Annotated in this window: 12 protein-coding genes and 5 pseudogenes (1 of these 17 running past the window's edge); 7 read left to right on the top strand and 10 right to left on the bottom strand. The window is 70.4% G+C overall.

Annotated features, from left to right (window positions below; genetic code table 11):
• From secG to QEG98_RS14800, 5 genes and pseudogenes are all read right to left on the bottom strand, one after another.
• Positions 1–398 carry the 5' portion of a preprotein translocase subunit SecG gene (secG, locus tag QEG98_RS14820; protein ID WP_316567147.1) on the bottom strand. Its footprint begins 91 nt before the window's first position, so 398 of the gene's 489 nt are visible here — the first part of the coding sequence; it begins with the start codon at positions 396–398; the stop codon falls past the left edge of the window.
• 95 nt (positions 399–493) lie between these two features.
• Complete coding sequence (tpiA, locus tag QEG98_RS14815) at positions 494–1264, bottom strand: triose-phosphate isomerase (protein ID WP_316567146.1); 771 nt, start codon at positions 1262–1264, stop codon at positions 494–496.
• A gap of 39 nt (positions 1265–1303) precedes the next feature.
• Complete coding sequence (locus tag QEG98_RS14810) at positions 1304–2491, bottom strand: phosphoglycerate kinase (RefSeq protein ID WP_316567145.1); 1188 nt, start codon at positions 2489–2491, stop codon at positions 1304–1306.
• Between the two features lie 39 nt (positions 2492–2530).
• Positions 2531–3541, bottom strand: a complete 1011-nt coding sequence (gene gap / locus QEG98_RS14805) for a type I glyceraldehyde-3-phosphate dehydrogenase (protein ID WP_011552882.1) — start codon at positions 3539–3541, stop codon at positions 2531–2533.
• Between the two features lie 94 nt (positions 3542–3635).
• Positions 3636–6501, bottom strand: a pseudogene (locus tag QEG98_RS14800) (N-acetylmuramoyl-L-alanine amidase).
• Positions 6502–6579: 78 nt separating this feature from the next.
• Here QEG98_RS14800 and mprA point away from each other — a divergent pair.
• Positions 6580–7233, top strand: coding sequence for an MprA protease, GlyGly-CTERM protein-sorting domain-containing form (gene mprA, locus QEG98_RS14795; protein WP_090488818.1), 654 nt, complete (start codon positions 6580–6582; stop codon positions 7231–7233).
• 133 nt (positions 7234–7366) lie between these two features.
• Here mprA and QEG98_RS14790 read toward each other — a convergent pair whose 3' ends face one another.
• Positions 7367–7570, bottom strand: a complete 204-nt coding sequence (locus tag QEG98_RS14790) for a hypothetical protein (protein WP_244171607.1) — start codon at positions 7568–7570, stop codon at positions 7367–7369.
• 302 nt (positions 7571–7872) lie between these two features.
• On the opposite strand from QEG98_RS14790, the gene QEG98_RS14785 reads away from it, so the two are divergent.
• From QEG98_RS14785 to QEG98_RS14765, 5 genes and pseudogenes are all read left to right on the top strand, one after another.
• Complete coding sequence (locus QEG98_RS14785; RefSeq protein WP_090488822.1) at positions 7873–9468, top strand: NAD(P)/FAD-dependent oxidoreductase; 1596 nt, start codon at positions 7873–7875, stop codon at positions 9466–9468.
• Positions 9469–9490: 22 nt separating this feature from the next.
• The gene (locus QEG98_RS14780; RefSeq protein ID WP_090488824.1) at positions 9491–9859 is read left to right on the top strand and encodes a hypothetical protein; all 369 of its coding nucleotides are present in this window, start codon (positions 9491–9493) and stop codon (positions 9857–9859) included.
• Between the two features lie 158 nt (positions 9860–10017).
• Positions 10018–11157, top strand: a complete 1140-nt coding sequence (locus QEG98_RS14775) for a class I SAM-dependent rRNA methyltransferase (RefSeq protein WP_090488826.1) — start codon at positions 10018–10020, stop codon at positions 11155–11157.
• Positions 11158–11204: 47 nt separating this feature from the next.
• A complete protein-coding gene (locus tag QEG98_RS14770; protein ID WP_316567144.1) occupies positions 11205–12653 on the top strand; it encodes an OB-fold nucleic acid binding domain-containing protein in 1449 nt (482 codons plus the stop codon).
• An 8-nt stretch (positions 12654–12661) separates the two neighbouring features.
• Positions 12662–14642: pseudogene (locus QEG98_RS14765) on the top strand (HD domain-containing phosphohydrolase).
• Here QEG98_RS14765 and QEG98_RS14760 read toward each other — a convergent pair.
• The 3 pseudogenes from QEG98_RS14760 to metG form a co-directional block, all read right to left on the bottom strand.
• Positions 14629–15404 (bottom strand): annotated as a pseudogene (locus QEG98_RS14760) (TatD family hydrolase). The pseudogenes QEG98_RS14765 and QEG98_RS14760 overlap by 14 nt on opposite strands.
• Positions 15401–16376 (bottom strand): annotated as a pseudogene (locus tag QEG98_RS14755) (HEAT repeat domain-containing protein). The pseudogenes QEG98_RS14760 and QEG98_RS14755 overlap by 4 nt, the downstream one beginning before the upstream one ends.
• Position 16377: 1 nt before the next feature.
• A pseudogene (metG, locus tag QEG98_RS14750) lies at positions 16378–18488 on the bottom strand (methionine--tRNA ligase).
• A gap of 115 nt (positions 18489–18603) precedes the next feature.
• On the opposite strand from metG, the gene QEG98_RS14745 reads away from it, so the two are divergent.
• Positions 18604–19404 carry an NRDE family protein gene (locus tag QEG98_RS14745; RefSeq protein WP_316567143.1) on the top strand — a complete coding sequence of 267 codons (801 nt, stop codon included), beginning with the start codon at positions 18604–18606 and terminating at the stop codon, positions 19402–19404.
• Between the two features lie 24 nt (positions 19405–19428).
• Here the strand turns inward: QEG98_RS14745 and QEG98_RS14740 are convergent, their stop codons facing one another.
• Positions 19429–19887: a hypothetical protein gene (locus QEG98_RS14740; RefSeq protein ID WP_316567142.1), complete on the bottom strand. Its 459-nt coding sequence runs from the start codon at positions 19885–19887 to the stop codon at positions 19429–19431.
• Positions 19888–19892 lie beyond the last annotated feature (5 nt).

The following is a 19892-nucleotide window of genomic DNA, read 5'->3' as shown; positions in this document are numbered from 1 at the left end:
CTGCGTCGAGGAGCGGACTCACCCGTCGCCGGGTTGCCACCACCCTCGGCGGGCGGAGTCGACTGCTCACCGCGCGGCTGCTCCATGCTGCCCGGCGCCGCGTCACCCGAGGTCGCCGGGGCCGACTGCGCCGGAGGCGAAGCCACCGAGCCACCCGCCGCCACCGAGGAGCGCAGCCCCACGAAGGACAGGCCGAGCGAGCTGAAGAAGAAGAGCGCGGCGAAGACGCCGGTCAGCTTGCTGAGGAACGTCACCGCACCCCGGCCGCCGAAGGCGCTCGTGGCGGCACCACCGCCCAGCGCGGAGCCCATACCGGCGTCCTTACCCGGCTGGAGCAGAATGACGAAGATCATGAACACGCACACCAGGACGTGCACGATCGTGACGAAGGTCAGCATGTGGACTCTTTCAGACGTTCCGTGAAAAGGAGGCGCACCCTACACCAAAGTGGTGGACGGGTGACAACATCTTCCAACCGCCTCCAGGATCAACTCTAAGTGGCCGCCTTGACGATGGCCGCGAAGTCGCCCGCCTTCAGGCTCGCGCCCCCGACAAGCGCCCCATCAACGTCCGGCTGGCCCAGCAATTCCGCGGCGTTGTCCGGCTTCACGCTGCCGCCGTACTGGATGCGCACCCGCCCGGCCGTCTCCCCATCATACAGGCGCTCGATCAGGCCCCGGATCGCCGCGTGGACCTCCTGCGCCTGCGCCGCCGTGGCGTTGCGCCCCGTCCCAATGGCCCACACCGGTTCATAGGCCAGCACGAAGCCCGCCACGTCCTTGGCCCCGAAGCCCTCCAGCGCCCCACGCACCTGACGCTCCACCACCGCCAGCGTCTGGTTCGCCTCGCGCTCGGCCAGCGTCTCGCCCACGCAGATGATGGGCGTCATCCCCGCCGCGCGGACCGCCTTCGCCCGCTTGTTCACCTGCTCGTCCGTGTCCCCGAAGAGCTGCCGACGCTCGGAGTGCCCCACGATGACGTAGGCGCACCCCAGCTCGGCCAGCATCGGCGCGGAAATCTCACCCGTGAAGGCGCCCGAGGACTCCCAGTGACAGTTCTGCGCCGCCAGCGCCAGCGGCGCGCCTTCCAGCGCGACATGCAGCGGCTGCAGCGCCACGAACGGCGGCGCCACCACCACCTCCACGGTGTCCCCCAGGGAAGCCACCTGCCCTCGCAGGTCGCGCACCAGGGCGAGCGCCTCCGGTACCGACTTGTTCATCTTCCAGTTGCCAGCAACGATCTTCCGACGACGCGCGGTGGCCATGGTGTCCCCCAGGGGTGTGTGGTGTGTCGGACGCGGAGCCTACCGCGTCTCCAGCGCCTTGATGCCCGGCAAGTCGCGTCCTTCCAGGAATTCCAAGGACGCACCTCCACCAGTGGACACATGGCTCATCTTGTCCGCGAAGCCCATCTGCTCCACGGCCGCCGCGCTGTCCCCGCCGCCGATGACGGTGGTGGCCTGCGTGTTGATGGCCATGGCCGCGGCGACGGAGCGGGTGCCCTCGGCGAACTTGGGGACCTCGAACAGGCCCATGGGCCCGTTCCACACCACCGTCCTCGCATCGCGGATGTGCTGCGCGAAGATGGCGCGCGTCTTGGGACCGATGTCCAGGCCCATCATGTCCGGCGGAATCGCGTTGTCCGGCGTCTCCGTGGCGGGGCTGTTCTCCGTGGGCTCGGTGCCCACGATGTGGTCCACCGGCAGGACCAGCTGCGTCTTGAACCGGTGCGCCGCCTCCAGCAGGCGCGTGGCCAGCGACAGCTTGTCACCCTCGACGCGGGACTTGCCCACCTCGACGCCCTGCGCCTTCAGGAAGGTGTAGGCCATGGCGCCACCGATGAGCAGCGCGTCCACCTTGGGCAGCAGGCTCTCGATGACCTTGATCTTATCGCTCACCTTCGAGCCACCCAGGATGGCCACGAAGGGCTTGTCCGGGTTCTTGAGCACCTTGCCCAGGTACTCGACTTCCTTCCGCATCAGGAAGCCGGCCGCCTTCTCCTTCACGAAGGGCACCATGCCCGCGGTGGACGCGTGGGCGCGGTGGGCGGTGCCGAAGGCGTCGTTGACATAGACGTCCGCCAGCGCCGCCAGCTCGCGGGCGAACGTCTCGTCGTTGGCCTCCTCTTCCTTGTGGAAGCGGAGGTTCTCCAGGACGACCACCTGGCCTTCCTTGAGCTCCTTCACCTGCTTCTTCACGCCGTCACCGACGCAGTCGTCGGTGAGGATGACTTCGTGCTTGCCGCCGAGCAGCTCGGCGAGCCGCACGGCAACAGGCTCCAGCGACAGCTTCGGGTCCGGTCCCTTGGGGCGGCCGAGGTGGGAGGCCAGGATGACCTTCCCGCCCATTTCGAGCGCGCGCCGGATGGTGGGCATCGCCTCGCGGATGCGGGTGTCGTCGGTCACGCGCCGTCCTTCCATCGGGACGTTGAAGTCCACGCGGACGAAGACGCGCTTCCCGGTCAGCTGCAGATCATCGATGTAACGGATCATCTCGGTCCTTCTCTCTCGGTGCCCTGAACGCCCTTGGGACTAGACGCCCTTGGAGACGAGGAACTTCGCCGTGTCCACCATGCGGTTGGAGAAGCCCCACTCGTTGTCGTACCAGGCCATGACCTTGAGCAGGTTGTCGCCCATCACGAAGCAGTTGGTGGAGTCGAAGATGGCCGAGTGCGGGTTGCCGTTGTAGTCCACCGACACCGTCTGCGCGTCGCTGAACTCCAGCACGCCCTTGAGCGGGCCTTCGGCGGCCTTGCGGAAGGCCTCGATGACGGCCTCGGCGGTGACCTTCTTCTCGGTGTTCACCGTCAGGTCCACCAGGGACACGTTCGGAGTCGGCACGCGGACGGCCAGGCCGTGCATCTTGCCCTTGAGCTGCGGAATCACCTCACCAATGGCCTTCGCGGCGCCGGTGCTGGTGGGAATCATGGAGAGCGCGGCGGCGCGGGCGCGGCGCATGTCCTCGTGGGTGAGGTCCAGGATGCGCTGGTCGTTGGTGTAGCTGTGGACCGTGGTCATCAGGCCCTTCTCGATGCCGAAGTTGTCCACCAGCACCTTGGCGATGGGCGCCAGGCAGTTGGTGGTGCAAGAGGCGTTCGAGATGACGTGGTGCTTGGCCGGGTCGTACTCGTTGTGGTTGATGCCGTAAGCGATGGTGATGTCCGGGCCCTTGGCCGGGGCGGAGATGATGACCTTCTTCGCGCCCGCCTTCAGGTGCTTCTCCGCCGCGTCGCGCGCGGTGAAGCGGCCGGTGCACTCCAGCACCACGTCCACATTCAGGCTCTTCCAGGGCAGCGCCGTCGGGTCCTTCTCCGCGGTGACGGTGATCTCCTTGCCGTCCACCACGATGCCCTTCTCCGTCGCCTTCACCTCACCCGGCCAGGTGCGGTGCACGGAGTCGTACTTGAACAGGTGCGCCAGCGCCGCGGGCTTGTCGAGGTCGTTGATGGCGACAATCTCGAGGTCTTCCTTGCGGCTGAGCACCGCGCGGAGGATGCAGCGACCGATGCGGCCAAAACCATTGATGGCAATCCGGGTAGCCATGTTCGTCGTCTCCTTGAGCAGTGGGTGCCAGGCACCCACGGGTCGTCACGTCAAAATCGAGGGCGGCCGACCGTAGGCATCGCGACCGGCCGAGTCAACGCCCGGCGACATCCCCGCGACGACGCGCACGCCGAAGCTGAACAATCACCCCGAGCAACAGCCAGACGGCGGTGCCCGTTCCCCCACCCGCCCCGCAGCCACAGCCGGAATCTCCCAGCGGATAGAACTGCGGCAGCACCCCCACCACAAGGGGCTCGGGTTCAGGCTCCGGCTCGGGCTCCGGTGGCGGGTGCGGGTCCACGCCCCGCGCCGCCACACAGGCGGTGAGCAGGCTCGCGGCGCCGGATTCCTCGGCCGGCGGCGGAGGCAGCTCCGTGAGCAGGCCCGTCTGCACCAGGAATGAGGACATGAGCCCGGCGCGCTGCACCGGACTGACGATGCCCTCGAAAGGCACGCCCAGCAGCAGCACCCGCCCGTTGGGCGCCGACATCACGCCCGCCGCCAGGTCCGTTCCCAGATAGCGAAGCACGGACGTGCCACCCGACGCGGGCGTCAGCACGTCCGTCACGCCCACCGCGTAGCCGCCCCGCGTGCCGTCATCCAGCGCCACCCCGGTGAGCTGGGCCAGCCAGTCGCCCGGCATGCCCTCCACGGTGAATGGGGGCGTTCCGCTGCCCGGCGCCGCGCGAAGAATGTCCGCCAGGAAGGCCTGGTCCTCCGCCGAGCCCACGGCCAGCGCCGACGTCACGTGGCTGCCCGACAGGAGGAGGTGCCCCCTGCATCACGAACCCGCGCAGGGCGTCCTGCGCCTCACGGGTAGGACGGGCCCCTCCCGCCCCACCCCGGCCGGTGAACCAGTCCACCAGCCGGTACGGCGCGCCCACCGTCACCAGGTTCGCCGCCACCGCCGCGTGCGTCGCGCTGTCGAAGGCGGTGCCCGCGTGCGCCAGCGCGGCGCCGTGGCGGCGCACGTAGGTGCCGTCGTTCATCGCCTCCACCAGCAAGCGGACAGGCGCCTGGAGGTCATAGGCGTCCAGCGGCTCGGCGCACGCCTGGGAGGCATCCAGCCGCTCGAAGCCGTTGACCACCAGCACCGGGGACTCCGCGCCGCCCGGCGTCCGAACGCCCACGGTGACGGACGGGAAGCCCTCTCCGCCCGCGTTGTGCGCGGCCACGCGGAAGTAGCGCACGGTGCCCGGCGCCAGCGTGGTGCGGAAGGACGTGCCCGCTTCATCCGTGCCGTCATCCCAGCCCAGCCCATCCGCGCTCTGGTAGACGCGGTAACCCGTGGGCGCGTCGCGGCCCTCCTCGTCCGGGTTGGCCGGCGGCGCCGCCCAGCGGAACTCCACCGTGCCGCCGCTGCCGTTGAGCGCGGCCACCGCCTCGGGCGCCTCGGGCGGCAGGACGACAGGCACGCTGTCCCGGGCCGCGTAGTACTTGATGAGTCCCTGGAGGATGGCGCGCGCGGCCACCCGGCGGAACGCGGGCTCCTTCAGCCGGTTCGAATCCGTCACGTTGTCGTGGTAGGCGACCTCCAGCAACACGGACGGCATCTCGTTGTTGTGCGTGGGGTTCACCTCGCCCAGGTTCGCCGAGCGCAGGTTGCGCACCCGCCAGCTCGGGTCCACCTCGCGGCGCATGTCCTGCGCCAGTTCGTCCAGCAGCGCCCGCGCCAGCACGTCACTGCCCGGAAAGCCGGTGAAGTTGAGCGTGCCGTCCACCGGGTTGGGCCCGTACACGTAGGCCTCCGTCCCCGACACGTTGCCCGTGGTGGACGCGTTGGTGTGCCACGCCACGTACACCGCGTCCTCGCCCTCCTCGTGCAGCCACGCGGCGAAGCGAGGACGGGCGGTGACGTCCGCGTTGCGCTCGTTGGACAGCGCGTTGGCCCCCGTGGGCGCGTACACCGTGAAGGGCGCGCCGCTGAACTGCACGTGGTAGCGCGCGGACTCCTCGTAGCGGGGCCGCGCCAGGGGCGCCATCGCCGCGTCACCGATGACGCCGCTGCCACCGCCGAAGCGCACCGCGTCCAGCGACAGCGTGCCGCCCTCCGCGGTGTCGTTCAGCGCCACCACCGCGCCGGACTCCGGGTGCTGCCCCGCCTTGAAATAGAAGCGACCCAGCAACACCCACGTCCCGCCGTGACGGCGCTGGTTGACGCGGAAGTGGCTCTCACCGCCCGCGTGCTTCACCACGTAGTGCGCATCCGGCGCGCGCGTGGGGTCGGCCGCGTAGGAGACGTAGACGTGATAGCTGCCCTCCGCGGGAATCTCCGGCGTCCATGTCGCGCTCGCGGTGGCGCTGCGCGCGGAGGCCATCACCCGCGTCGTGCCCAGCGAGAAGGGCTCCACCCCGTTGCCCATGGGTGTCGGCGGTGTGCCCCAGCCGGGCTGAGCGGAGGACTCGAAGACGTCGCCGTCCTCCGAATAGCCGGCCTGCCCGGCGTCGACGATGGCCATGTGTCCGTTGAGGTCCGGCTCCCGCAGGGGCACCACGGTGGCGCCGGCGCCCGTCAGCATGGGCAGCAGGTACTGGTTGAGTACCTCGGCGGAGATGAGGTCCTCCACCACGGCCCAGGTGTTCGGCCGCTGCGTGGCCCAACGGTTCAGCGGCGCGCTGCGCGTGAAGCCGTGGCCCGGGCTCAGGTACACCACCTTGCCGGAAAGCGCGCCCGTGCGCTGCCGCGTCTGCGGCACGCCCGACTTCGTCCCGGAAGCCCCCGTCCGGAGCTCGCGCCGGACGACCGGCGGCTCCGCGGCGGACAGGCGGCGCGTCTCATGCGGACGGGGCCCGGGCATCGGCACGTACTCCACGCCCGGCGGCTCCAGGCCACACGCCCCTTCATCCAGTGCAGGGTCGTGCGCGGCGTGGGGCTCGGCGCGGGCCAGGGAGGAAGTCAACAACAGCGCGAGAAGTGCGCCACCCAGACGGACACGAAGAGAGTAGGAAGGGGCATTCACAGGGTCGGACCATACCCCTTCACGACGAAGGGGCAATCCGTCCCGCGGGTGTTAGCCTCCCCCGCGCTTTCGCCATCGATGAACGCACCTCCCCGGCCACCCTCGTCCTTCCCTCCCCGTCACGGTTCGGGGCTGCTCGCCTCCTTCGGTCACGCGTGGGCGGGGCTCATCCACACCGTCATCTACCAGCGCAACATGCGCATCCACCTCATCGCCGCCGTGCTGGTGGGGCTGGTGGGCAGCGGCATCGCGCTGGGGCTCGCGGAGAAGGTGACGCTCATCTTCTGCGTCCTGCTCATCTTCTTCGCGGAAATCCTCAACAGCGCACTGGAGCACCTGGTGGACCTGGCCGTCCAGCAGTTCGACGAGAAGGCCCGGCTGGCCAAGGACGCGGCCGCCGCGGGCGTGCTGGTGCTCGCGCTGGGCACGGTGGTCATCTTCGCCGCCATCCTGGTGCACAACTGGGACACGGTGCGCACGAGCACCGACGCCATCATCCGCCAGGTGGCGCTAGGACTGCCGCTGACGGCCTGCATCCTCGTGCTGGTGCTGCCGCAGCGCCGTCCCGCGTGGGTGGATGTGGCCGCCTTCACCGCGGGCGGCGTGCTGATGGCGCTCCAGGCCACGCAGACGGCCAGCAGCGTCTTCAGCGCCCTCACCGCGGGTCTGCTCTTTGTCGCCGGCGCGGCTGCGTACCAGCGGAGGCGGGAGCAGAGGGCGCCCCGCGCCTGACTTCTCAATCAGTCGAAACGAAAAGACCGGCCAGGGCCGGTCCTTTCACCACCTCGCTGCCTCCACACGCGAGCGGGCGCCCCGGAAACCCGTCCGGAGCCCGCGCGCCCGCGGGGAGAACCCGCTGCGAGCCTCAGGCGTGCGGGCGACGCTCCGGGGCCTGCTCCTGCGCCGCCTGGACGGCTGTCGCCTTCTCGCCTTCCTTGATGTCCGTCGTCACCAGCTCGAGCAGCTCCGTGGCGATGCCAATCACCTGCTGCGGGGTGTAGCCGCTCGCGCGCAGCTGGTTGAAGAACGTGCGCGCCAGGATCCGGGTGCCCTTTTGATCGGTGCTCAAGGTCAGTGCCTCCATAAAGAACGCGGCCGGGAAGGAGCGACGCCGCCTAATCACGAGACAGCCCTGTTTCAACCCCCGTGCCAGTCGTTCTCTTCCTCACGGATTCCTCAACATTTCCCAAGGGTTGAAGTAGACCAGGGCCCCGAACGGCCCTGGAGGGCAGTGCGAACGCGCTTGCGCAGTCCTCGGCGGTACGGGGGATTGGCGTGAGGGGGTGCATCAGCGGGTTCGCACCCGGATTTCAAGGGCTTGCAATCTTTCAACAGGGCGGCGAGATACGCGCCCCACCAGGAGCGGATGCGATGGCGTATCGGGTGAACAACATCGGGCTGTGGCTGGACGAGCCAGAGGAGCTGCTCGGTCAGCGCGCCGCGGAGAAGTTGGGCGTCACCCGCTCCGACCTCGCGTCCGTGCGGGTGGTGCGCTCCGTGCTGGACGCGCGGAAGAAGGGCAGCCCGCGCTACATCTACACGCTGGAGGTGGAGCTGGCCCGGGGCAAGAAGCCGGCGAAGCTGCCACCGGACGTGGGTGAGACGCCCCCTCCTCCCGAAGCGCTGGGCCCGGTGAAGGCGCCGGAGCAGTGGCCCATCATCATCGGCACGGGCCCCGCGGGGCTCTTCGCCGCGCTGGGCCTGCTGGAGCGCGGGGTTCGCAGCATCCTGCTGGAGCGGGGCCGCGAGGTGGTGTCGCGCCGCAAGGACGTGGCGAAGCTCATGCGCGACGGGACGCTGGACCCCGAAAGCAACATGAACTTCGGCGAAGGCGGCGCGGGCGCGTACACGGACGGCAAGCTGTCCACGCGCATCAACCACCCCATGGTGCGCAAGGTCATCGAGGCCTTCGCCCGCTACGGCGCGCCGGACCACATCCTCATCGAGGGCAAGCCGCACATCGGCTCGGACCTGCTGCCCGGCGCGGTGGCGAAGCTGCGCGAGGAGCTCATCGCCGGCGGCTGCGAGGTCCACTTCAGCACGCGCGTGGACGACCTGCTCTACAAGGACGGCCACATCGCGGGCGTGAAGCTGTCCGACGGACGCACGCTGGAGAGCAACCGCGTCATCCTGGCCCCCGGCAACTCCGCGCGCGAGCTTTACGAGCGCTTCGCCGCCGACGGCCGGGTGATTGTGGAGGCCAAGCCCTTCGCCCTGGGCTTCCGCGCCGAGCACCCGCAGACGCTCATCAACAGCATCCAGTACGGCAACGCGGCCAAGAACCCGCGCCTGCCCCCGGCGGACTACAAGCTGGCGGAGAACCTGGAGGTGGACGGCGAGGTGCGCGGCGTCTTCTCGTTCTGCATGTGCCCCGGCGGCATCGTGGTGCCCACGCCCACGCAGGACGGGCTCCAGTGCACCAACGGCATGAGCAACTCGCGGCGCAACGCGCGCTACGCCAACTCGGGCATCGTCGTGTCCGTGTCCGTGGCGGACTTCGAGCGCGAGGGCTTCCGCGGGCCGCTGGCGGGCCTGGAGTTCCAGCGCCACTGGGAGAGCAAGGCGTATGAGCTGGGCGGAGGCCGCTTCTACGCGCCGGCCCAGACGATTCCGGACTACCTGGCCGGGCGCGTGAAGAAGGACCCGGGCGGCACCAGCTACCGTCCCGGCCTGGCGCACACGGACCTCAACCAACTCTTCCCGGAGCGGCTCACCGAGGCGCTGAAGCAGGCCCTGCGCACCTTCGAGCGGAAGATGCGCGGCTTCATCAGCGAGGAGGGCAAGCTCATCGGCATCGAGAGCCGCACGTCCTCACCGGTGCGCATCACCCGCGGCGAGGACCTGCAGTCGGTGTCCATGAAGGGCCTCTACCCGGCGGGCGAGGGCTGCGGCTACGCGGGCGGCATCGTGTCGTCCGCCGTTGATGGATTGCGCGTCGCTGAGCAGATTGCCACCGAACTGTCCTGACGGACGGCCGGGAGGAGGGCTCATGGGATACGTCGTGCGGACGCCAGAGGGCGAGCTGGTCTACCCCAGCCTGCTGGATGTGGAGCGGGCCTACGTCCAGGGGCTGGTGGACGCGGAGGACGAAGTCCGGGAGGAGACCGCCACCACCTGGCGCAAGGCGGCGAGCATCCCCGTTCTTGCCCAGGCGAAACCCGCGCGCTCAGGGGCATTGCAGCGGGGGCAGGTGCTTCGCGTGGCGGCCGTGGTGCTGCTGAGCGCGCTGGCCCTGTCCCTGGTGTTCCGCGACGAATTGCGGCTGCGCGGCATCGGCATCGTCCTGGCGCTGGCGGCCAGCACCCTGCTCTTCCAGGTCACCACCAAGGCCTTCAAGCGCCCGCCCAGTGGGGGCTGAAGCAACGGGGCGACGGCGCACGGGCCCGCCCGCCCGGCTGCCCCCCGACGTGGCGCTCTGGGACGGGCAGCCATCCGCGGGCCAGCACCCCATGTTCTTCCCTGGCAGCACGCCCCGGGCGCCGGTGCCCTCGGGTCGCCGCGAGAGGAGAACCCACCGTGCTCAGCACCTATCTGTCCCGCGACGCCGCCCGCCGACTGCGCCATGGCGCGCCATGGGTGCGCCGGGAAGACATCATCTCCATGGAAGGCACGCCGCAGCCCGGAGAGCCCGTACAGCTTCGGGACGAGGACGGTTCGGTGCTGGGCCTGGGAGATGTGGATTTAGAGGCGTCCTACGCGGTGCGGCGGCTCGGCCAGCCGGACGAGGTGGTGGAGGGACTCATCCCGCGCCATCTCCGCCGCGCCTTCGAGCGGCGGGCACGGCTGGTGGACGACCCGCGCTTCTGCCGCGTCGTCAACGATGACGGGGACGGCCTGCCCGGCCTCATCGTGGACCGCTACGACACGCACTTCGTGGTGCAGACGCTCACGCGTGCCATGGACGCGCGCATCGAGGAGCTGACGCGCGCGCTGGTGGAGGTGGCGGGCGCGGGCGCGGTGCTGCTGCGCAACGACACCCCTCGCCGCAAGGCGCTGGGCCTGCCCACGCAGCGCCCCCATGTCCTGTACGGCACCCCACCCCGCTGGTGCCGGCTGCTGGAGATGGGGGCCCGCTTCACCGTGGACCTCACGTACGGCCAGGGCACGGGCTACGCGTATGACCAGCGCGAGGTCCGCCGCTTCGTGGCCCGCATGTCCCAGGGCTCGCGCGTGCTGGACGCCAGCTGCAACGTGGGAGGGCTCTTCGTCCACGCGGGGGTGCACGGGGCCCGGCACATCCTCGCCTTCGACGCCGACGCGGACGCCGCAGACCTGGCGCGTGAGAACGCGGAGGCCAACGGCCTGCTGGGCCGGGTGATGGTGGAGACGGGCAAGCCCCTCCAGGCCCTCCGTGCGGTGCGAGACACCTTCGACCTGGTCCTCCTGGACACACCGGCCGTGGCGACCGACGAGGAATTCGTGGAGTTGCTGCGTCACGCGCTTCGCAGGACGCGCCACGGTGGCTGGTTGATGGTCACCGGGTACCATCCACCCCTCCCCCAGGACGGCTTTGACGACCTGGTGGCCACCGCCTGCGAGGGCGAGGCCCGGATCGCCACCCGGCTGGCCCGCCCGGGCCTGCCGCCGGACCACCCGACCCTGGCCGGCTCCCACGGGGCCGAGCACCTCCACGCGATGGCGTTGGAAGTCAGCTGAAGCGGTCCACCCGCGCGGCCGATGGAGTGCTAGTGTCCGCCGCCGCAATGACCAACGAAAACGTGCCCGAGTCCGCGCCCCCCGCCCAGGAAGGTTCCGTGGAGACCGTCCGCAAGGTGTATGCGGCCGACCTGCGGGAGAAGGACCGCGTCCATACCGTCTTCCGCGTCACCAAGAAGGAGAAGGTGACCGCCCGCAGTGGCAAGGTGTTCGTCGCCGCCACGCTCGTCGACAAGAGTGGCGAGGTGGACGCGCGCATCTTCGACAAGGTCGACGCGCTCGAGCCCGTCTTCCAGCCGGGCGACTTCGTGCTCGTCCAGGGCAACGTCATCCAGTTCCACGGCCGCACCCAGGTCGTCGTCGAGGCCCTGGAGCGCCTGGACCCCGAGCCCCTGGATCCCAAGGAGTTCGAGCCGCCCCCGGCCCCGCCCGCCGCCGAGGCGAAGCCCGCGCCGGAGGCCAAGGCCGCCCCGGAAGCCAAGGCTGAGAAGCCCGAGAAGGCCGACAAGGGCGAGGCCCGCGGCAACGAGGGCCCGGGTGGCGCGCGCGCCGCCGGCCTCATCCGGGAGATGGTCACCGAGCGCATCGGCGACACCTTCGTGAAGCAGCTGCTGCTGGCCTTCCTGGACGACCCGAAGATTGCGGCCGGCCTGCCGGTAGCCCAGGGCGTCCGGGGCACGCACCACGCGTGGCGTGGCGGACTGGCGGAGCACATCCTGTCGGTGATGCGGCTGACGCTCCGCGTGGCGGACCAGTACCCCATGGCGGACCGCGACCTGCTGCTGGCCGGCGCGCTGTTGCAGCAGGTGCTGAAGGCGGCGGACGCCTCCGAGTCCTCCGACGAGGGCCGGCTGGTGGGCAACCTCGTCCTGACGGCGCAGAAGCTGCGCGAGAAGGCGCTGGCCATCCCCGGCTTCCCGCCGCTCCTGGAGCAGCACCTCACGCACCTGGTCATCTCCCAGCACGGCGACGCGCAGCACGGCAGCCCGAAGTCGCCGGTGACACTGGAAGCGCAGATCATCCACTCGCTGGAGTCGCTGGACGCGCGCATCGCCTCGTGGCTGGAGGCCATGCAGCGCGACTCGCACGACAAGTGGACGGACGTGGTGCGCCCCTACGAGCGCCAGCTGTGGAAGGGCCCCTCGCCCACCTCGCGGGGCCGCGCCCCGGTGGAGGGCGGTGGCCGCCGCAAGGGCCGCGAGGAGAAGCGCAAGGCCCGGGCGGAGAAGCAGCAGCAGCCGGGCACCCCGGCCGAGGGCGCCCCGCAGCAGGAGCAGGCCCAGCGCCCGCCCCGCAAGGAGCGTCCGCCCCGCGAGGAGCGCGCGCGTGAGGAGCGTCCGCGTGAGGAGCGCCCGCCCCGTCCGCCCCGCGAGGAGCGCCCGCCGCGTGACGCGAGCTCGCTGCCCAAGGAGCTGACCTTCAAGCCGTTCAGCGCGCTGACGTCGTTACCGTCCGATTCCGGCAACAAGGGCGGTGAGGGTTCCTCGGAGAGCTGAGGCAGCACATGGCGAAGAGGTTGGGAGAGCGCCTCATCGAGGCGGGACTCGTCAACGCCGGGGCCGTGGAACAGGCCCTGGAGCACCAGAAAATCACCGGCCACAAGGTCGGTGATTGTCTGGTGGAGCTGGGACTGCTCCAGGAAGCGGCGCTGCTGCGCTTCCTGGCGGCGGAGTTCCAGACGCGCTTCGTCAGCGCGGACAAGCTGGCGAAGGCGCGCATCGCCACCGAGGTGCTGGACCGGCTTCCGGTGCGCCTGGCCGAGGCGCAGAACGTGCTGCCGCTGGCGGTGGACCCGGAGCGCAAGCTGCTCTCCGTGGTCGCCGCCGAGCCGCAGAACAAGTCGCTGATGGACGAGATTGCCCTCGTCACGGGCATGTCGGAGGTCTACGCGTACGTGGGCCTGCGCAGCGCCATCTCCGCCGCCATCCGCAAGCACTACTACGGAGATCCCACCGCCTTCGCCGCGCTGCTGGAAGGCGCCAACGCCCAGGGCCAGGCCCCGGCCGCGCCGTCCCGCACGGGCGCCCCGGAGCACGGACGCACCTACGCTGGCAGCGCCACCGGGACGAGCGCGGGCAACCGTGGCGGACTCAGCCTCAACTTCCGCGTGGAGACGGACGCGCGGATGCGGCTGCAACGCGGCAGCAGCACCGGCACCCCCGCGGTCCGCCCGTCCACCCAGCGGCGCGAGCCCGGCGGGCCGCGCGGGCTGGTGAGCGACAGCGACTACGTGGAGACGCTGGGCATCATGGTCGGCCTGCTGGAGCAGGACCGGCAGCGCCACCGCGGGCACTCCGCGCAGCTGGCGCGGCAGGCCGGCATCGTGGGCCAGCGCATGGGCATGCCCCACAAGGAGCTGGCCGCGCTGACCATCGCCGCCTACCTGCACGACCTGGGCAAGCCGGCGGAGCGGCACTTCTCGCTGGCGAGCAACGCCGTCAACCCGGAGTGGAAGGCGCAGGCGAAGCTGGCCTGCCGCATCCCCACCCGCATGTTCGAGACGGTGCACCTGCCCGCGCAGACGAACACCATTCTCGCGCAGATGTACGAAGCCTGGGACGGCTCCGGCACGCCCCAGGGCGCCAAGGGCGAGGACATCACCCTGGGCGCGCGCATCCTCGCGGCGGTGGACAGCTTCCTGGAGCTGACGAAGAACCCGGGCAATGCCCTGGGCCGCGTGCTGCTCAAGGAGCAGGCCCTGGAGCACCTGCGCAAGTACGCGGGCGTGCTCTATGACCCGGTGGTGGCGGACATCGTCATCCAGCTCCAGAGCGGTGAGCTGCTGCGCCACCGGTTGGAGAGCGAAGGCCGCCAGGTGCTCGTGGTGGAGCCGGACGAGACGGCGCGCGGCGAGCTGCTGGAGGCGGTGCTGAAGCAGGGCCTGGTGGCGCACGCGCTGTCCACCGTCGAGGGCGCGCAGGACGGACTGGCGCGGCAGGACTGCGACGTGCTGGTGGTGAGCCTGCGGCTGGGGCTGCAGGACGTGACGGACCTGCTGGCGCAGGCCCGCTCGGCGCCAGAGACGGCGGGTCTGCCCATCGCGGTGGTGGGCGAGCCCGACAATGCCACGCGGGAGCGCTTGCTCATGGCGGGCGCCACGGACGTGCTGTCGCCCGCGGACAAGCCCGCCATCGCGAAGACGGTGCAGGCCCTCTACGACGACCGGGTTCAACACAATGGCCCGGGGCGCGTGGTGCGCGGCAGCTTCGACGAGCTCCCCGCGCGAGCTGTTGCGCACGCTGGGCGGTGGCCACAAGAGCGGCCGGCTCAACCTGCGCCAGCACACGCTGGAGGGCTACCTGCACCTGGAGCGGGGCCGCGTCGTCTTCGCGTCCTTCGGTGGTCACTCAGGCGAGCCCGCGCTACAGGCGCTGCTGAAGCTGAAGCAGGCGGACTTCCAGTACGACCCGGACGCGTTGCTGCTGGACGTGCCGCAGATGGACCAGGACCTCGCGGCCCTGGCCGGCGGCCTCAACGCAGGTTGAGGTTGAAGAGGGCGGCGGCGTTGGCGGTGGTGACCGCGGCTACCTCCTCCAGCGTCACGCCCTTGAGCTCGGCGACCTTCTTCGCCGTCTCCACCACGTGCGAGGGCTGGTTCTTCCGCCCCCGGTGCGGCACCGGCGCCAGGTACGGGCTGTCCGTCTCCACCATCAGCCTGTCCAACGGCGCGAAGCGCACCGCGTCCTGGAGCGCCTCCGTCTTCTTGTAGGTGATGACGCCCGACAGCGACAGCAGGAAGCCCCGGTCCAGGTAGCGCCGGGCCGCGTCCGTGTCGCCGGTGAAGCAGTGGATGACGCCCTTCGCTACGCCCGTCTCGCCGAGGATGGCGTCACAGTCGTCATGCGCGTCGCGCACGTGCACCACCAGCGGCTTGCCCAGCCGGAGCGCCAGCGCGCACTGCCGCCGGAAGACCTCCGCCTGCGCCTCACGCGGTGAGTGCTCGTAGTAGTAGTCCAGGCCCGCCTCCCCCACCGCCCGGACCTCGGGACGCGCGCAGGTGCGCTCCAGCGTGGCCGGTCCTCCTCGGTGGCCCGAGCGGCCTCGTGTGGGTGGATGCCCAACGTGGGCGACAGGAACTCCGGGTGCGCCGCCGCCACCTCCAGCGCGTTGCCCCAGTTGCCCGGGCCGTGGAACTGCCCCACCACGACGGCATGGACCAGCCCCGCCGCGCGAGCCGCATCGAGCACGGCCACGACGTCCGGGTAGTCCTTCACCTCGAGGTGACAATGGGCGTCGACGAATTTCATGGCTCCTCCTGCAACAGCTCTTCCAGTTCGGCGCGGGCCTCCGGTGAGGGAAAGGTACTCACCGCGTTGCGAACGGCCTCACGCGCCTCCGCCCCGCCCAGGCGCCACAGCCCGTCAGCGGCGTCCAATCGGCTGTCCTCGGAGGCCTGCGCGTCCTGGAGCAGCCCGACCAGCCAGGGCAGCGCCCGCGCATCGCCCAGCCGGCCCAGGCCTCTCGCGGCCGCGCCCCGGCAGGGGTCCTTCACGTCGTCCAGGACTTCCTTCAACCGCTCCAGCGCGCCGGGCACCTTCACCTCGCCGCAGAGCTCCACGGCCAGGGCCCGGTCCGGGCTCCACCGCTTCTTCGCCATCCGCTGGATGAGGTACGCCGAGCCGTCCGAATCGCCCAGCTTCGCCAGCACCCCGGCGGCCTGCGTCTTGTCGAAGGCGGGCAGGAGCCACCGGCCGAACAGCTTCTTCACCTGGGGCAGCGCGCGCGCGTCCCCCAGCTCCGCCAGCGCCCCCAGGGCCCGGAAGCGCAGCAGGTCCGCGTCCAGCGCCTCCAGCAACACCTCCAGCCCCGCGGCGTGATGGAGGCTGGCGATGCCGCGTGCCGCCTCGAAGCGGACCTCGAAGGTGCCGTCCTCCAGCATGGAGGCCAGCGCCCCACGCAGCTCCGGCCGGGCCGGTCCGCCAACCGGCCGGTGGCCTCCAGGCGAATCTGCCACTCCTCGTCCCGAAGCCGGGCGATGAGCAGGTCCGGCAGCTCCTCCGGAGGCACCACCACGGAGGCCGGCTCACCCCCGCGCGGCGCACCTCCACCTGCTTGTCCGCCAGCAGCCGGGGGAGCGCCTCGAGGAACTCGGCGGCGTGCTCGGGAACCTCCGACGCGAGGTGATAGAGCTGGAGCGCGGCTTCCGTCCTGAACGCCGGGCGCTTCTCGCGCTCCAGCGTCAGGAGGGCCCGGTCCCGGTCGGCACGCCAGTCCGTCACCTCACTTCACCTCGCTGCCAGGGGCCACATCGCCCGGGTCGAGCAGCGACAGCTCCTTGCCGCCCGGCCCCGCCGTCAGGAGCATGCCGCGCGACTCGATGCCCTTGAGCTTGCGCGGCTTGAGGTTGGCCACCACCACCACGTTGCGCCCGGTGAGCGCCTCGGGTGCGAAGGCCTCCGCGATGCCGGAGACGATGGTGCGCGGGCTCCCCTCGCCCACGTCCACCGTGAGCTTGAGCAGCTTGTCCGCCTTCTGGACCTTCTCCGCGGCCAGCACCTTGCCGGCCTTCAGCACCACCTTGGCGAAGTCGTCGTACTCGATTTCACCCGACGACTCGGCCGCGCCAGCGCTCGGGGCCGCCGCCTGCGTCGCGGCGGGAGCCTCGGCGGGCTTCTTCTCCGCCTTGGCGCCCTTGGCCGGCCGGCCTCCGCGGCCTGCGGCGCAGCGGCGCCTTCCGGCAGCTTGATGATGGCGTTGACGCGCTCCTCCTCCAGCCGCGGCAGCAACGGCTCGGGCGTGCCAATGGGACGCCTGCGATCCAACAGCGGGTACTTCGCGCCCTCCAGGGCCTGGAACGTCAGCGGCTCCGCGCCGAGCTGGGCGAAGAGCTTCTCCGACAGGCGCGGCGTCACCGGGGCGAGCAGCGCGCCCAGGAGGTAGGCCACGTCCGCGGCGTCGGACAGGTCCGCGCGAGCGACCTCCGCGTCCTTCTTCACCTGGGCCCACGGCGCGGTCGTCTGGAGGAAGCCGTTGGCGGCCGAGGCAATCTCGGTGATGACGCGGATGGCGGACCGGTACTCCAGCTTGTCGAACGCGTCGCGAACCTCCGGCACGCGGGCGAGCGCGGCCTCCACCAACTCGCGGCCCGGGCCCTCGGCACGGCCGGGCGCGAGACGCTTCTCCAGCGGACCGGCCAGCAGCGACAGGGCGCGGTTGGCCAGGTTGCCCACGTTGTTGACCAGCTCGCCATTCACGCGCTGGCGGAAGTCCTTGAGGTTGAGGTCCAGGTCTTCCACGCCCGGGCCCAGGTTGGCCGCGTAGAAGTAGCGCAAGTAGCTGGGGTCCAACTGGTCCAGGTAGTCGCGCACCGGCACCATGGTGCCGCGGCTCTTCGACATCTTCTCGCCGTTCACCGTGAGGTGGCCGTGGACCTTGATTTCGCTGGGGATGTGGAAGCCCGCGACGTTGAGCACGGCCGGCCAGAACAGCGCGTGGAAGTAGACGATGTCCTTGCCGATGAAGTGGATGATGCGGGTGTCGGCGTCCGCGCTCCAGTAGTCCAGCGCGCTCTTCGCCTTGCCCGTCTCCTTCGCCCACTTCTCCGTGGTGGCGATGTACCCGATGGGCGCATCCAGCCAGACGTAGAAGAACTTGTCCGTCTCACCCGGAATGGCGAAGCCGAAGTACGGCCCGTCACGGCTGATGTCCCAGTCCGCCAAGCCCTTCTCGAAGAAGCCCTGGAGTTGGGTCGCCAGGCCCGGGTGGAGGAAGCCCGGCTTGCGCAGCACGTCCTGGAGGAAGTCCGCGTGCCGCGAAAGCTTGAAGAACAGGTGTTCGGAGTGCTTGCGGACCGGGGGCGTGCCACACAGGGCACAGCGCGCGTCGATGAGGTCCGTGGGGTCGTAGGCCTTGCCGCACTTCTCGCAGGCGTCGCCGTACTGGTCGGCCGCCTTGCAGTTGGGGCAGGTCCCCTTGATGAAGCGGTCCGGCAGGAAGCGGCGGTCGTTCTCGCAGTAGGTCTGCTCGATGTTCCGGCGCTCGATGTCGCCCTTCTCCTTCAGCCGCCCGTAGATGAGCTCCGCGTACTGGCGGTTCTCCGGCGAGTTGGTGGAGTGGAAGTAGTCGAAGCGGACATCGAGGTCGCGGAAGTCCCGCTGGTGCTCCTCGTGGAAGCGGGCGATGAACTCCTCGGGCTTGAGGCCCTGCTTCGCCGCGTTCAGCTCGATGGGCGTGCCGTGGGTGTCATCGGCACAGAAGTAGACGACGTCCCTGCCACACGAGCGGAGGAAACGAACGTAGATGTCGGTCTGCACGTACTCGACGGCGTGGCCGATGTGGACCGGGCCGTTCGCGTAGGGCAGCGCGCTGGTGACGAGAATTCTCTCAGCCATGGACTCTCCTGAGGGCGGCGGACCTTAGCCGCTCGGATGGCCGAGGTCATCGACGGCGTGAGGACCGCAGGCACGAATGCGCCACGGAGCCGGAGATGTTATCGACCGGATACGCATGTGCACCATCATCATCCTGCGCCACGTCCACCCCGAATGGCCGCTGGTGCTCGCGGCCAACCGGGACGAGTTCTACGCCCGCCCCGCCACCGGTCCCCAAGTGCTTCTGGAGTCCCCGCTCGCCGTGGGCGGCCGGGATGAGGAGCGCGGTGGGACGTGGATGGGTGTAACCCACGGCGGATTGTTCGTCGGCCTGACGAACCAGCGGGGCGAGCGAGGCCAGGGCCCGGCCCCTCGCTCGCGGGGCGAGGTGGTGCTCAAGGCCCTCCAGGCCGGCAGCGTGGAGGCCGTGGACCGGTACCTGGATACCCTGCCAGGGGATGCGTTCATGCCCTTCAACCTCCTCTATGGAGACGCCCAGCGCCTGCGCGTGGCCTACGCCCGGAGGACGGACCGGCAGCTGCGGCGGGAGGATGTCCCCCCGGGGGTGCATGTCCTGCCCAATGACGTCCTGAACGCCCCGGAATTGCCCAAGGTGGAGCGGGCCCGGCTGCTGACCACCGAGGTGGCGAAGAAGCCCTGGCCGGAGCTGGAGGCGGGCTTGAAGGCGGTACTGTCGGACCCGACCCTCCCCGCCGAGGAGCTGATTCCGCCCCCTGGCGCCGGTGAGGACCTGCCCCGCGACTTCCTGCAACGGCTCCAGGCGCTCTGCATCCACACGCCGCTCTACGGCACGCGCTCATCCGCCGTGGTGGCGCTGGCGCCGGGGCGCGTCGGGCACTACCTCGCCTCGGACACGCCGCCCTGCCAGGGGCCGTGGAAGGACGTCACGGGCCTGCTGGCCGGGCCCACCGAGTGACAGGCGGCGGGAACTCCGACGCCGTCAAGACACAGCGGCGCCGTGCTCGCCCACGAGGACCCGGGCCCGCCCGTCCATCGAGAGCTTCACCTCCTCCACGGTGGTGAAGCCCGACTCGCGAGCCAGCTCGGCCAGGTGCCGCATCCACGGGTTGTAAGGCATGCCGTTGTCCGAACAGCACGGCACCACGGCGAAGGGCAGCCGGTGCGCCGCCGCGTACTGGATGATGATGCGGGTGGCGCCATCCGGGTGCATGCCCACCACCAGCTCCGCCTCGCACGGCTCTTCCAGCGTGAAGATGCGCTGGGCGTAGGTGACGGGCAGGTGCTTGTGCCGCAGGTCGAAGGTGGTGACGGCACGGCCCCGCTTCGTCAGCGCCTCGTTGAGCTTGCCCTGCCCGCCCGCCACGTCGAAGACGCGCGGCGCGTTGAAGCGCTCCACCAGGAAGTCCGCGAAGAGGTCGAAACGACGCTTGTCCGCCATATGCG

Origin of the sequence: Myxococcus sp. MxC21-1 (genome assembly GCF_032612255.1) — a bacterium.
GTDB classification, from domain to species: Bacteria; Myxococcota; Myxococcia; order Myxococcales; family Myxococcaceae; genus Myxococcus; species Myxococcus virescens.
Note: the sequence above shows the minus strand (reverse complement) of the source record. Positions and strands in the feature narration are given on the sequence as shown.

Bases quoted from the DNA above. Each gene is read 5' to 3' on its own strand.
- gap (WP_011552882.1), bottom strand. From the start codon at position 3,541: ATGGCTACCCGGATTGCCATCAATGGTTTTGGCCGCATCGGTCGCTGC.
- QEG98_RS14810 (WP_316567145.1), bottom strand. From the start codon at position 2,491: ATGATCCGTTACATCGATGATCTGCAGCTGACCGGGAAGCGCGTCTTC.
- QEG98_RS14740 (WP_316567142.1), bottom strand. From the start codon at position 19,887: ATGGCGGACAAGCGTCGTTTCGACCTCTTCGCGGACTTCCTGGTGGAG.
- QEG98_RS14770 (WP_316567144.1), top strand. From the start codon at position 11,205: ATGACCAACGAAAACGTGCCCGAGTCCGCGCCCCCCGCCCAGGAAGGT.
- QEG98_RS14780 (WP_090488824.1), top strand. From the start codon at position 9,491: ATGGGATACGTCGTGCGGACGCCAGAGGGCGAGCTGGTCTACCCCAGC.
- mprA (WP_090488818.1), top strand. From the start codon at position 6,580: ATGAACGCACCTCCCCGGCCACCCTCGTCCTTCCCTCCCCGTCACGGT.
- QEG98_RS14745 (WP_316567143.1), top strand. From the start codon at position 18,604: ATGTGCACCATCATCATCCTGCGCCACGTCCACCCCGAATGGCCGCTG.
- tpiA (WP_316567146.1), bottom strand. From the start codon at position 1,264: ATGGCCACCGCGCGTCGTCGGAAGATCGTTGCTGGCAACTGGAAGATG.
- QEG98_RS14785 (WP_090488822.1), top strand. From the start codon at position 7,873: ATGGCGTATCGGGTGAACAACATCGGGCTGTGGCTGGACGAGCCAGAG.